This window comes from Pseudomonas sp. LD120 (assembly GCF_009861525.1).
GTDB lineage: Bacteria > Pseudomonadota > Gammaproteobacteria > Pseudomonadales > Pseudomonadaceae > Aquipseudomonas.
Genome location: NZ_WVHL01000005.1, coordinates 1,196,588 through 1,209,982, shown reverse-complemented (window position 1 = coordinate 1,209,982; position 13,395 = coordinate 1,196,588). Strand labels below are relative to the sequence as shown.

The following is a 13,395-nucleotide window of genomic DNA, read 5'->3' as shown; positions in this document are numbered from 1 at the left end:
CCTCCCAGGCAAATGTTGTGTTTATTCATACGGCATCAAACAGGCCTGGATGCAGATTGACAGAAGTTAAACGCCACAGGCAGCACTGCAAAGTGCTGCCTGTGAGCGCTACAGCATAGATGCCCGCAGCAAGATCACTCGCTGGAAAGCAGGTCCATGGTGTGTTTGTCCATCATTTCCAATGCACGACCACCGCCACGAGCTACACAGGTCAGCGGGTCTTCGGCAACGATCACCGGCAGACCGGTTTCCTGAGCCAGCAGTTTGTCCAGGTCACGCAGCAGCGCACCACCACCGGTCAGCACCAGACCACGCTCGGCGATGTCCGAAGCCAGTTCCGGAGGCGACTGCTCCAAAGCGCTTTTCACCGCCTGAACGATGGTTGCCAGGGACTCTTGCAGAGCCTCCAGCACTTCATTGGAGTTCAGGGTGAAGGCACGTGGCACACCCTCGGCCAGGTTACGGCCACGCACGTCGACTTCACGGACTTCGCCACCAGGGTAGGCAGTACCGATTTCCTGCTTGATGCGCTCAGCGGTGGACTCACCGATCAGGCTACCGTAGTTGCGACGCACGTAGGTGATGATCGCTTCGTCGAAACGGTCGCCGCCGACACGCACGGATTCGGCATAAACCACGCCGTTCAGGGAGATCAGGGCGATTTCAGTGGTACCACCACCGATATCCACAACCATCGAGCCACGCGCTTCTTCAACCGGCAGGCCGGCGCCAATCGCAGCGGCCATCGGCTCTTCGATCAGGAACACTTCACGGGCACCGGCGCCAAGGGCCGATTCACGGATAGCACGACGTTCAACCTGGGTGGACTTGCATGGAACGCAGATCAGCACACGAGGGCTGGGCTGCAGAAAGCTGTTTTCATGAACTTTATTGATGAAATACTGCAGCATCTTTTCGCAGACGCTGAAGTCAGCGATCACACCGTCCTTCATTGGACGAATGGCGGCTATGTTGCCCGGAGTACGACCGAGCATGCGCTTGGCCTCAGTACCAACCGCGACAACACTTTTCTGATTACCGTGGGTCCGAATGGCCACAACCGATGGTTCATTCAGGACAATACCGCGCTCGCGCACGTAAATAAGGGTGTTGGCAGTGCCCAGGTCAATGGAAAGATCGCTGGAAAACATGCCACGCAGTTTCTTGAACATGGGAAAGGGACCCTAGGCAACGCGTGGGTAAAAAAGTGCGGCAAACTCTAACAACGACAGGGATTTTGGGCAAGGCGCCAATATGTTAAATTGGCCGCTTTTCTGTGCACCAAACCCCACAATCGCGGCCATAAGACCGTAGAAATGCGGTAGTGTTCCGACAATCTAACACGCGGACGAAATCCGTTTTTGTTTTCCACTGGAGAATCCCATGGCGCTTGAACGCTCCGACGTGGAAAAAATCGCTCATTTGGCCAGCATCAAGCTCAATGAAGGCGATCTTCCACACATCACCGCCGCCCTGAACAGCATTCTCGGGCTGGTGGATGAAATGCAGGCAGTCGATACCGACGGTATCGAGCCCCTGGCCCACCCTCTGGAAGCCAGCCAGCGCCTGCGCGCAGACGTTGTGACCGAGTCCAATCATCGCGAGGCTTATCAGGCCATCGCACCAGCGGTCGAAAGCGGCCTGTATCTGGTTCCGAAAGTCATCGACTAAAGGGAAAGAGCCTGCAATGCATCACATGACTCTGGCCGAGATCGCCCGCGGACTCGCCGACAAGAAATTCTCTTCCGTAGAACTGACCCAGACCCTGCTGGCGCGCATCGCCCAGCTGGATCCGCAGATCAACAGCATCATCAGCCTCACCGAGGACCTGGCACTGTCCCAGGCCCAGGCCGCCGACGCCCGTCGCGCCAACGGTGAGAGCGGTGCCCTGCTGGGCGCGCCAATCGCCCACAAGGACCTGTTCTGCACCCAGGGCATCCGCACCAGTTGCGGTTCGAAGATGCTCGACAACTTCAAGGCGCCCTATGACGCCACCGTGGTCGCCAAGCTGGCCGCAGCCGGGGCCGTGACCCTGGGCAAGACCAACATGGACGAATTCGCCATGGGCTCGGCCAACGAGTCGAGCTGGTACGGCGCGGTGAAAAACCCATGGAACCTGGAACACGTGCCCGGTGGTTCGTCCGGCGGTTCCGCTGCGGCCGTTGCCGCGCGCCTGCTGCCCGCCGCCACCGCCACCGACACCGGCGGCTCGATCCGCCAGCCCGCTGCCTTCACCAACCTCACCGGCCTGAAGCCGACCTACGGTCGCGTTTCCCGCTGGGGCATGATTGCCTACGCTTCCAGCCTCGATCAGGGCGGCCCGCTGGCACGCACCGCCGAAGACTGCGCGATCCTGCTGCAAGGCATGGCCGGCTTCGACCCGAACGACTCCACCAGCATCGATGAACCGGTGCCGGACTACAGCGCCAGCCTCAGCGGCTCGCTGCAAGGCCTGCGCATCGGCGTGCCGAAGGAATACTTCAGCGCCGGTCTCGACCCGCGCATCGCCGACCTGATCCACAACAGCATCAAGGAGCTGGAAAAGCTCGGCGCGGTGATCAAGGACATCAGCCTGCCGAACATGCAGCACGCGATTCCTGCGTACTACGTGATCGCCCCGGCGGAAGCCTCCTCCAACCTGTCGCGTTTCGACGGCGTGCGCTTCGGCTACCGTTGCGAGAACCCGGCCAACCTTGAAGACCTGTACAAGCGCTCCCGTGGCGAAGGTTTTGGCAGCGAAGTGCAGCGCCGGATCATGGTCGGCGCCTACGCGCTGTCCGCCGGCTACTACGACGCCTACTACCTCAAGGCGCAGAAAATCCGCCGCTTGGTGAAGAACGACTTCATGACCGCGTTCAACGAAGTCGACATCATCCTCGGCCCGACCACGCCCAACCCGGCCTGGAAGCTCGGTGCCAAGAGCAGCGATCCGGTCGCCGCGTACCTGGAAGACGTCTACACCATCACCGCCAACCTCGCGGGCCTGCCGGGCCTGTCGATGCCGGCCGGTTTCGTCGACGGCTTGCCGGTCGGCGTGCAACTGCTTGCCCCGTATTTCCAGGAAGGCCGCTTGCTCAACGTTGCGCACCAGTATCAGTTGAACACTGACTGGCACACCCGCACCCCAACCGGCTTCTGAGGAGACACACATGCAATGGGAAGTCGTGATCGGGCTGGAGATTCATACCCAGCTCACCACTCAATCGAAGATTTTCTCCGGTAGCTCCACCGCCTTCGGTGCCGAGCCCAACACCCAGGCCAGCCTGATCGACCTGGGCATGCCCGGCGTACTGCCGGTGCTGAACCAGGAAGCGGTGCGCATGGCGGTGATGTTCGGCCTGGCGGTAGACGCCGAGATCGGCCAGCACAACGTGTTCGCCCGCAAGAACTACTTCTACCCGGACCTGCCCAAGGGCTACCAGATCAGCCAGATGGAACTGCCAATCGTCGGCAAGGGCCACCTGGACATCCCTCTGGAAGACGGCACCATGAAACGCGTCGGCATCACCCGCGCGCACCTGGAAGAAGACGCCGGCAAGAGCCTGCACGAAGAGTTCAACGGTGCCACCGGCATTGACCTGAACCGCGCCGGCACGCCGCTGCTGGAGATCGTGTCCGAGCCGGACATGCGCAGCGCCAAGGAAGCCGTGGCCTACGTCAAGTCGATCCACGCCCTGGTGCGCTACCTGGGCATCTGCGACGGCAACATGGCCGAAGGCTCGCTGCGTTGCGACTGCAACGTGTCGATCCGCCCCAAGGGCCAGGTCGAGTTCGGCACCCGCTGCGAGATCAAGAACGTCAACTCGTTCCGCTTCATCGAGAAGGCCATCAACTCCGAGATCCGTCGCCAGATCGAGCTGATCGAAGACGGCGGCAAGGTGATCCAGCAGACCCGCCTGTACGACCCGAACAAGGACGAAACCCGTCCGATGCGCAGCAAGGAAGAAGCCAACGACTACCGTTACTTCCCCGATCCGGACCTGCTGCCGGTGGTCATCGAGGACACCTTTCTCAATGAGGTGCGCGCCACCCTGCCCGAGCTGCCACCGCAGAAACGCGAGCGCTTCCAGGAGCAGTTCGGCCTGTCGGTCTACGACGCCAGCGTCCTGGCCACCAGCCGCGAACAGGCGGACTACTTCGAGAAAGTCGCGAGCATCGCCGGCGACGCCAAGCTCGCCGCCAACTGGGTCATGGTCGAGCTGGGCAGCCTGCTGAACAAGCAGGGCCTGGAAATCGACGAAGCCCCGGTTTCAGCCGAACAGCTGGGCGGCATGCTCGTGCGGATCAAGGACAACACCATCTCCGGCAAGATCGCCAAGACCGTGTTCGAAGCCATGGCCAATGGCGAGGGCAGCGCCGACGAGATCATCGACAAGCGTGGCCTCAAGCAAGTCACCGACAGTGGCGCGATCTCCGCGGTGCTGGATGAAATGCTCGCGGCCAACGCCGAACAGGTCGAACAGTACCGCGCCGCCGATGAGGCCAAGCGCGGCAAGATGTTCGGTTTCTTCGTCGGTCAGGCGATGAAGGCCTCCAAAGGCAAGGCCAACCCGCAACAGGTCAACGAACTGCTGAAAAGCAAGCTCGAAGGCTGATCGCGGTTTAACCGCAAGCGGCTCGGGCCGCTTGCATGTGACGAGGGAGCGGGCTCCCGTTCGGTCGCGCAGCAACGGCCTACCGGCCAGCGCCATTGCCCCAAGGAGCATCACCGCCAGCTTGCGGTCTGCCAGACAGACCGGCGGGAGCCCGCTCCCTCGCCACATCAACCATCGGAGCGCCCGAATGAAGCGTCTGGTTGCCACTAGCGCACTGCTCGCCCTGCTCACTGGCTGCGCCACCAGCCACGTCATCGACCCTCGGGGCTATGACGAAACCGGCACGGCCTCCTATTACGGCGCTCGCCACCACGGCAAACGCACCGCCAGTGGCGAACCTTTCGACCAGAACGGCCTCACCGCCGCCCACCGCGAACTGCCCTTCGGCACCCGCGTGCAAGTCACCAACCTGGGCAATGACAAGCGCGTCGTGGTCCGCATCAATGATCGCGGCCCGCACGTTCGTGGCCGCCTGATCGACTTATCCCGCGGCGCCGCCCAACAGCTGGACATGCTGCGCAGCGGCACCGCCAACGTACGTATCCAAGCCCTCAGCGACTGACCGACGGAGCCCAAGCCATTACCGCCTTTGCCGAACTGCCCCTGCTCAGCCTGATTCAGCTCATCAGCGGTCTGGTGATGCTGATCGCCGGCGCCGACTTATTGGTGCGCGCGGGCGTGCGCTTGTCGGCACGCCTGCGTGTGCGTCCGCTGATCATGGGCCTGAGCATCGTCGCCTTCGGCAGCAGCGCACCGCAGATGGCCATCAGCCTGCAAGCGACCCTGGCCAACAACACCGATATCGCCGTGGGCAGCGTGATCGGCAGCAGCATCTTCAACATCCTGGTGGTCCTTGGCCTGTCAGCGCTGATCATTCCCCTGCGGGTATCACGCCAGTTAGTACGCCTGGATATCCCACTGATGATCGGTGCCAGCCTGCTGGTCTTTGTCCTGGCCTATGACGAACGCCTCACGCCCTCCGACGGCCTGATCCTGCTGTCGGTCCTGGTGTTGTATCTGATTCTGCTGCTGCGCCAGTCCAGGCACCCGGCGCGCTCGCACCTGCCCGCCAGCAGCAGGCGCGGTTCCGCCCCTCGCCTGAGCAGTATGCTGCTGGTGCTCCTCGGCCTGGGACTGCTGGTCTTAGCCGGCCACCTGCTGCTAGGCGCCGCGGTGACCGTGGCCGACGACCTGGGGTTGTCGGAGCGGGTCATGGGGCTGACCGTGATCGCCGTTTGTACATCCCTGCCGCAGATGGCCACCTCGTTGCTCGCCGCGCTGCGAGGCCAGCGGGATATTGCCGTGGGCAACGTGATCGGCAGCAACCTGTTCAACCTGCTGGGGGTACTGGGGTTCACCGCGCTGGTGGCGCCGACTCCACTCTCGGTGTCGCCCAATGCCCTGGCCTTCGATCTGCCGGTACTGCTCGGCGTAGCCCTGTTGTGCCTGCCGGTGTTCTATTCGGGGTATCGCATAACCCGCGCCGAAGGCCTGCTGTTTCTCGGGCTGTACCTGGCTTATGGGCTGCACGTGGTGTCCTTCACCACCGGCATGCCCCTGGCCGGCAAGCTGGAACACTTGATGCTGTTTTTTGTCCTGCCAGCGCTGGTAGCCTTTCTGCTGTTCAGTTCGCTACGGGCCTGGCGCCGCCAACACAAGAGAGAAGCGCCATGAGCGAGAACAAGAAAAGCGGACTGCAAATGCGTCGCCTGGTAATGGGCGACGCCTTCATCGATCGCGCCCTGGGCAATGCCACCGAGTTCACCCAACCCCTGCAGGATTTCGTCAACGAGCATGCCTGGGGCGGCGTGTGGAACCGTGAGGGGCTGCCCTTGAAAACCCGCAGCCTGATCACCCTGGCGACGCTGACTGCCCTCAAGTGCCCACAAGAGCTGAAAGGCCACGTGCGTGGTGCGCTGAACAACGGCTGCAGCGTGGAAGAGATACGTGAGGCGCTTCTGCATTGCGCAGTGTATGCCGGGGTGCCGGCGGCGATCGATGCGTTTCGCGCTGCCCAGGAAGTGATTGAGGCTTACCAGCAGCCGCAGTAAAAACCGTCACCGGCTGGCTGGCTGGCTGGCGGCGGACGCTAGATCCATCCCCCCCACTGCAGCACAAAGATCCCGATGTTGGTGGTCACCGCCGCCATCATCGTGGTAATGACGATAATCGCCGCCGCCAGCTCATGATTGCCATTGGTCGCCCGGGCCATGACAAAGCTGGCCGCAGCGGTGGGACTGCCAAAGTACAGGAACAAGATCCCCAGTTCCGCCCCGCGAAACCCATACATCCACGCCCCCAGTGTGGCCAGCAGCGGCAAGCTGATCATCTTCAGCAGGCTCGAACTCATGGCTACCTTTCCGCTGTTGCGCAAGGCCGCAAAGGACAAAGTACCGCCAATACAGATCAGCGCCAGGGGCAGGGTCATCTGCGCCAGGTACTTACCCGAGGTTTCCAGCCAACCCGGCAGCGGGATCTGCCAATAGGCAAAAGGTACTGCCGCCAGCACGCTGATGATCAGCGGATTGCGCATCACACTTTTGCAAATGCTCCAGGGATCGGACTTGATCACCGGGCTGTAGACCGCCAGAACAATGGTCGACAGGGTGTTGTAAAACATAATCACCAACGCCGCGAGCACCGCCCCCAGGGAAATCCCGTAATCCCCGTACATGCTCGCCGCCAGCGCCAGTCCGATAATCCCGTTGTTGCCGCGAAACGCGCCCTGGGTATAGATGCCGCGATCAGCCCACGGACAACGCCAGATCGCCCACCCCCAGGCCAAGGCGAAAGACACCAGCGTGGCCAGGCAAAAATAGATCAGCACCGCCGGCTTCAACGCCGAGTGCAGGTCTGCGTGGACTATGCCGAGAAACAACAACGCCGGCATGGTGACGTTGAACACCAGCGCCGATGCGGTGTGGATAAAGTTGTCGTTGATCCACTCAATGCGCTTGAGCAACAACCCCAGAAACAACATGGCAAAGACCGGCGCCGTGATCGTCAGCGTTGCAAAAAAGATGGCCAGCATGGGCGAGTGGACCTTGTGCCTGTCGTTAGGGGGCTAATGATAATCCAATCAAAGCCCACCGGCGCGACTCGCTCCTTGACGCCTACCGATTTTCCTCTAGGCTCAAAATAACTGTATATACATACAGTTAAAATAATCATCTTTATGACATCTCAAGGAGCTAGAAATGTCAGGTTTTTCTGCACGGACACAGCACCAACCACAACATGCCGGCAAAATCATTGCCGACCTGGACAGCCTGTTCAGTGAAAAAGGCGTCGCGATTTCTGGCGATGGCGACACGCTGCTACTGGTTGTCGACGGTCACCACACCCTCAAGTACCACCGGCCAGAGACACCAACCCAGCCACCAGAGCACGTGGCGAAATCGTCCCCCCAACTACGTTTCGAGGGCGCTGAGCACACGGCAATCGGCGACGCGACCTTGCTGCGCTTCGACAATAACGCTGCGCCGGTGCCCGCCTGGCAGGTCCAACTGCACCTACCCAATGGGCTGGCCCTGACCTATGGCCAGGTGGTCGCCCTGGGTGGCGATTTCTATGGCATCCCCGACCAACCGATCTGCGAAGGCGCGACGCCTGCCGAGCGTCTGCAACGCTTCAATAATGCCTTCGACTCGCTGGCGCGACTGGCAACCTCGAAAGACGAAGCCCGACAGATCCTGGCGATCATGCAACAGGAGGTCAGCGCCGCCAACCAGGCCATCCGTGACGGCAAGCAACCCCATGAAGCCTATGACGCCCTGGGAGACAGCCTCTCCGAAGAGTGGAACAAGGTCACCGGCGGTGGCAGCCTGGTATCCGCGTTGTTCCCCTTGGGACGCTATTTGAAACTGGCGGCAAACAACGCCGATCACTTCGCGCAATGGGCCTTGCAAGCCTATATCGCCGGGCATACCGCAGCGCTGCAACACGCCGCACATGCCGGCGCGACCACCGATGAGAGACAACTGGAACTGGCCTATGCAATGAACGCCTTTGCCGATCACTTCCTGACCGATCTGTTTTCCGCCGGTCACGTCCGCGTGCCACGCAAGCAACTGGCGGCAGCGGTCACTCCCAGCGACCTGGGCTCTCTGATCACCCGATTCATGCACGACGAAGACAGCACGTTCGGCCTCACGCTCAGCAATGCGCAAGGTGATCACTGGCACGCCTATGGCGACAAGCGCTACTTCGACAGCGTCGATCACCGCAATCGCCAGTGGGTGAAGCTGGCCGTGCAACGCTCGGCCGATGAAGTGTTCGATGCCTACCAGGGCAACAGCCTCCCGGCGCCAAGCGACTATGCCGCCCTCAAGGTATTGCCGGACCTGGACGCGGCCAAGCACCAAGCGGCGAACTTCTCGCCACTGTTCGTCATGCAAGGGGACAAGGTCCTGCGCCGCAGCGACGTCAACAACCTCAACGACAGCAAGACCATCGACAACTGGTGGGGCTGGAGCACCTACCTGTTATTGAAAAACTACAGCCCCAACCGGCCCGCGGGGTATCTGGAGCCCCCGGCATCGGCTCCGAGCATCACCCCTGATGGCTGGCAAAGCCATGAACCCAGCGAACCCAACTGGCTGCCGGGCCAGGCGGTGCGCTATGCGATCAGCGAAACCCTTGGCGTCAACGAGTCTTACATCGGCCCCTGGTCGGCATACAGCGAACTCAGCGACAGCTTCCAGCCCACGCTCACAATCCCAGCCGGCACCCGCAACAGCGGCGCCAGCGGACGCCATATTTTTCGCCAGTTCCGCGGCGGCTCACCGGAGCTGATCGGCAGCATCGATAACACCACCAGCACCTTCATCGACCGTAACGCCTGACAAGGAGAACATCATGAGCCTCAAACTGACCCTGGAACTGGCCTCGGGCCAATCCCTAAAAGGCGCGCCACTGGAGCTGCTGGCAGACGGCGTGCCCATTGCCCGAGCCATTGTGGATGAACACGCCAAGGCCATTTTCAACGTCGCCCCGGGCTGCGGTTCGTTGACAATCAGGGTGGACCGCTCAATTCTGCAAACCCACGGATAAGCCTTAAGACCCGTATCTGAGCGCCCCCTCCCAGCAACAGGTGGAGACCTATTGCTGGGGGTTGGCTCAAGCGGTGAGCGTTTGATCCACCAGGCTGCCCTGCTCGATGCGGATATGCCGCGGGTGGAAGCGCTTGAGGCTGCTGCGATGACCGACGCTGACGATGCTCAGCCCCGACAACTGATCGATCAAAGCTTGATACAACGCAGCTTCATCCTCTTCGTCCATGGCCGATGTCGCTTCGTCCATGTACAACCATTGCGGCGCATACAGCAGTGCACGGGCGAAAGCCAGACGCTGCTGCTCCCCCGGGGACAACATGCGCTGCCAGTGATTGCTCTCGTCCAGGCGCAATACCAAGTGCGGCAGTCGGCAGGTTTCCAGCACCTGCACATAATGCTCGTGGGGGTAACTGTCTCCAGACTGTGGATAACTCAAGGCCTCGCGCAGGCTACCAATGGGCAAATAGGGCTTTTGCGGCAGAAACAGAGCACGCTGATTCGGCAGCACAATGCTCCCGCGTCCCGCCGGCCATAACCGTCCCATGGCTCGCAGCAAGGTGCTCTTGCCACTGCCGGAACGGCCACTGAGCATCAGGCGCTCACCGGGCTTGACCGTCATTTGCGCACCAGCCAGCAAATGCCGACCGTCCGCCAGGTCCAGGCCAAGATCGCGTACCTGCAATTCCTCCCCCTGATGCACTACATCGATGGCCGGCGTGCGTTGTTCGTTCTCACTCATGGCCTGGTGAAAACTCAACAGACGGTCACTGGTGGCGCGCCATGAAGCCAGATCCGTATAAGCGCTGATGAACCAACTGAAGTTCTCTTGAACGTTGCCAAAGGCCGAGTTGATCTGCATCAGTTCGCCCAGTTCGATCTTGCCGGAGAAATACCGTGGCGCCGCGACGATGAACGGGAAGATGATCGCGATCTGGCCATAGCCGGCGGTGAAAAAGGTCAGGCGCTTGGAGACTTTCATGATGTCCCAGAAGTTGTGCCAGACATTGCTGAAACGACTGCTTAGGCGCTGATTCTCGCTCCGTTCACCGTCATACAGGGCAATGCTCTCGGCGTTTTCCCGCACCCGCACCATGGAAAAACGCAGGTCGGCTTCGAAACGTTGCTGGCGATTGTTGAGACCGATCAGGCGCCGTCCGATCAGGTGGGTCAGCCAACTGCCGATGGCCGCATAGATCAACGCGCACCAGAACATATAGCCGGGAATGGTGTAGCCAAACACCTCGATGCTGCCGGAAACGCCCCAGAGAATGATTGAAAAAGACACTAGGCTGACCAGGTTACGGATCAACCCCAGGCCCAGCGCCAAAGTGTTGCTGGTGAAACTATTGAGGTCTTCGGAAATCCGTTGATCCGGGTTATCGGTGTAACCGCCCTGCTCCAGCTGGTAGTAATTCTTGTTGTCCAGCCAGCGGGTAAAGTGCTTCTCGGTCAGCCAGGCCCGCCAGCGAATGGTCAGCATCTGGGTCAGGTACAGACGGTACACCGCGCCCAGGATCGCCACGGCGGCAATCCCACAGAAATACAGAATCAGCCGCCAGAACGCCACGTCGTCTTTCTTCTGCAAGGCGTTGTAGAAGTCCTTGTACCAGCTGTTGATCCACACCGAAATCGCCACGCTGAACAACGACAAGGCGATCACGGCAATCAGCAACAACCAGGCCTTGGCCTTTTCCTCGCTGCGCCAATAGGGCGTGATCATGGCCCAAACCCGGCGAAAGAATTGACCGCGCACAGCATCGTTGACCGCAGAGTATTCAGCGTTCTGATTCATGGTTGAGGCTCAATGGGGAGGGAGACAAACATCGAGCCGATCATAGTGGATCGGCTCGCTTTTTCACGATGTCTTGCCAACATTCGTTCAGTCGCGGTTCAGCGACGGACCGGACGCTTCTGCAGTTTGCGCTGCAAGGTACGACGGTGCATGCCCAAAGCCCGGGCAGTGGCGGAGATGTTGCCTTCGTGCTCGGTCAATACTCGCTGGATGTGCTCCCACTGCAGACGGTCCACCGACATCGGGTTTTCCGGCACCAGGGTATCAAGGTCAGCGTGTTCAGAGAGCAGTGCCGCCAGCACGTCATCGGCGTCCGCCGGCTTGCACAGGTAGTTGCAGGCACCACGCTTGATCGCTTCCACGGCGGTGGCGATGCTCGAATAGCCGGTGAGGATCAGCACACGCATTTCCGGGTCCAGCGCCAACAGTTTGGGCAACAGTACCAGCCCGGAGTCGCCGTCCATTTTCAGGTCCAGCGCGGCGTAGTCCGGCAGGTCCTGCTGGGCAATGCTCAGGCCCTCTTCGGCGGAACCTGCGGTGGTGACGCGAAAGCCCCGGCGGCTCATGGCGCGGGCCATGACGCGGGTAAAGGTAGCGTCATCATCCACCAGCAACAGGTGCGGCAGTTCTTCGCCTTCGACTTGGATCTCTTCACTCATGGTCGTCTCCTCGGGCGGCACGGGGCAGGCGTAGCTCGGTGAGCGTGCCGCCTTCCTCATGACTGTAGAGTTTCACTGAGCCACCGGCGCGGGTCACGCTGGCCTTGCTCAAAAACAGGCCCAGGCCGAAGCCTTTGCCCTTGGTGGTAAAAAAGGGTTTGCCGATCTGCTCGGCGATGGCCAAGGGTACTCCGGCACCGTGATCGCGAATACTGATGGTGAGCGTTTCTGTATCCCAATCCAGATGCACTTCCAAACCTTCAGGGCAGGCATCGGCGGCATTGTTCAACAGGTTGAGCAACGCTTGGGTCAGGTCCGGTGGCGGCGCCAGGCGCGGCACGGCCCCCTGGCCCAGCAGATGAAAACGGTAGCTGGCCTCCGGGCGCATCAGGTGCCAGCGGTTCAAGGCTTCGTCCAGCCACTGAGTGACTTCCTGCATCTGTACCGCCAGACGTCGATTGGCCTCAGCAGCGCGGACCAACTGCTGCAGGGTTTCCTTGCACAGTTTGACCTGGTCCTGAAGCACGCTGAGGTCATCCTGCAGCAACGGATCATGATGGTCCTGGCGCATTTCCTTGAGCAGCACGCTCATGGTCGCCAGCGGCGTACCCAATTCATGGGCGGCGCCAGCGGCCTGAGTGGCCACGGCCAGCAACTGCTGATCCCGCAGCCCCTCTTCCCGGCGAATCGCCCGCAGCTCCTCCTGGCGACGCAGTTCTTCGGCCATGCGCGCGGCGAAGAAGGTGATCACCGCCGCGGCCAGGGCGAAACTCAGCCACATGCCGTAAATCTGCAGGTTCTCCCGTGCGATGGGAAAGGTCTGCAAAGGATAAAAGCGTGCCAGCAGCAAGGTGTAGAGGGTCAGGGCGATCCCCGACAACACCACGGAATAACGCCACGGCAGGGTCACTGCGGCAATGGTCAACGGCACCAGGTAGTAGGAGACGAAGGGGTTGGTCGAACCGCCGGAGAAATACAGCAATACGCTGTGGATAAACAGGTCACACGCCAGTTGCAGGGCATACTCCAACTCCGTCACGGGCCATGAAGTCCGCAAACGGATGGCGGTGAAGACGCAGAGCACCGTGGAAAACATCAGGGTGACGCCCAGTTGCAGCCAGGGCAGCGGCAGCAAATCAAACCAATAGGCGAGCCCCACCGAACCGGCCTGAGCGGCCAGCACCAGCGTGCGAATGAAGGTCAGGCGCCAGAGGTTCTGGCGAGTCGCGGACAACAATTTAACGGGGGCGAGCATGAGCTCTCCTGATGAGCGCTCCAGGGCAATCGCCGGGAGT

General features: G+C 61.0%; 13 protein-coding genes. 8 read left to right on the top strand and 5 right to left on the bottom strand.

Annotated elements, in window-relative coordinates; all coding sequences use genetic code 11:
• Positions 1-134 precede the first annotated feature (134 nt).
• Entirely contained in the window at positions 135-1,172 is a 1,038-nt protein-coding gene (gene mreB / locus PLD_RS19765; protein ID WP_002555108.1) for a rod shape-determining protein MreB, read from the bottom strand.
• A gap of 211 nt (positions 1,173-1,383) precedes the next feature.
• Between mreB and gatC the strand changes: the two genes are divergently transcribed.
• The 6 genes from gatC (at position 1,384) to PLD_RS19735 (ending at position 6,646) form a co-directional block, all read left to right on the top strand.
• Positions 1,384-1,671: an Asp-tRNA(Asn)/Glu-tRNA(Gln) amidotransferase subunit GatC gene (gene gatC, locus PLD_RS19760; RefSeq protein WP_159895661.1), complete on the top strand. Its 288-nt coding sequence runs from the start codon at positions 1,384-1,386 to the stop codon at positions 1,669-1,671.
• Between the two features lie 16 nt (positions 1,672-1,687).
• Positions 1,688-3,139, top strand: a complete 1,452-nt coding sequence (gene gatA, locus PLD_RS19755; RefSeq protein ID WP_159895659.1) for an Asp-tRNA(Asn)/Glu-tRNA(Gln) amidotransferase subunit GatA — start codon at positions 1,688-1,690, stop codon at positions 3,137-3,139.
• A gap of 10 nt (positions 3,140-3,149) precedes the next feature.
• Positions 3,150-4,595 (top strand): Asp-tRNA(Asn)/Glu-tRNA(Gln) amidotransferase subunit GatB, encoded by a 1,446-nt coding sequence (gene gatB / locus PLD_RS19750; RefSeq protein ID WP_159895657.1) that lies wholly within the window; start codon positions 3,150-3,152, stop codon positions 4,593-4,595.
• A 187-nt stretch (positions 4,596-4,782) separates the two neighbouring features.
• Entirely contained in the window at positions 4,783-5,157 is a 375-nt protein-coding gene (locus tag PLD_RS19745; protein WP_159895655.1) for a septal ring lytic transglycosylase RlpA family protein, read from the top strand.
• Between the two features lie 77 nt (positions 5,158-5,234).
• Positions 5,235-6,269 (top strand): calcium/sodium antiporter, encoded by a 1,035-nt coding sequence (locus PLD_RS19740; protein ID WP_371929100.1) that lies wholly within the window; start codon positions 5,235-5,237, stop codon positions 6,267-6,269.
• Positions 6,266-6,646, top strand: coding sequence for a carboxymuconolactone decarboxylase family protein (locus PLD_RS19735; protein WP_159895653.1), 381 nt, complete (start codon positions 6,266-6,268; stop codon positions 6,644-6,646). The genes PLD_RS19740 and PLD_RS19735 overlap by 4 nt, the downstream gene beginning before the upstream one ends.
• 38 nt (positions 6,647-6,684) lie before the next feature.
• On the opposite strand, the gene PLD_RS19730 is transcribed toward PLD_RS19735, so the two are convergent.
• Positions 6,685-7,626: an AEC family transporter gene (locus PLD_RS19730; RefSeq protein ID WP_159895652.1), complete on the bottom strand. Its 942-nt coding sequence runs from the start codon at positions 7,624-7,626 to the stop codon at positions 6,685-6,687.
• 166 nt (positions 7,627-7,792) lie between these two features.
• On the opposite strand from PLD_RS19730, the gene PLD_RS19725 reads away from it, so the two are divergent.
• Both PLD_RS19725 and PLD_RS19720 read left to right on the top strand, forming a co-directional pair.
• Positions 7,793-9,439, top strand: coding sequence for a phospholipase (locus PLD_RS19725; RefSeq protein WP_159895650.1), 1,647 nt, complete (start codon positions 7,793-7,795; stop codon positions 9,437-9,439).
• A 13-nt stretch (positions 9,440-9,452) separates the two neighbouring features.
• Positions 9,453-9,647: a hypothetical protein gene (locus PLD_RS19720; protein ID WP_159895648.1), complete on the top strand. Its 195-nt coding sequence runs from the start codon at positions 9,453-9,455 to the stop codon at positions 9,645-9,647.
• A 66-nt stretch (positions 9,648-9,713) separates the two neighbouring features.
• On the opposite strand, the gene PLD_RS19715 is transcribed toward PLD_RS19720, so the two are convergent.
• The 3 genes from PLD_RS19715 to PLD_RS19705 form a co-directional block, all read right to left on the bottom strand.
• Entirely contained in the window at positions 9,714-11,441 is a 1,728-nt protein-coding gene (locus PLD_RS19715) for an ABC transporter ATP-binding protein/permease (protein ID WP_159895646.1), read from the bottom strand.
• Positions 11,442-11,539: 98 nt separating this feature from the next.
• Positions 11,540-12,100: a response regulator transcription factor gene (locus tag PLD_RS19710; protein WP_159895644.1), complete on the bottom strand. Its 561-nt coding sequence runs from the start codon at positions 12,098-12,100 to the stop codon at positions 11,540-11,542.
• A complete protein-coding gene (locus PLD_RS19705; protein WP_159895642.1) occupies positions 12,093-13,355 on the bottom strand; it encodes an ATP-binding protein in 1,263 nt (420 codons plus the stop codon). Before PLD_RS19705 ends, PLD_RS19710 begins: the two co-directional genes overlap by 8 nt.
• Positions 13,356-13,395 lie beyond the last annotated feature (40 nt).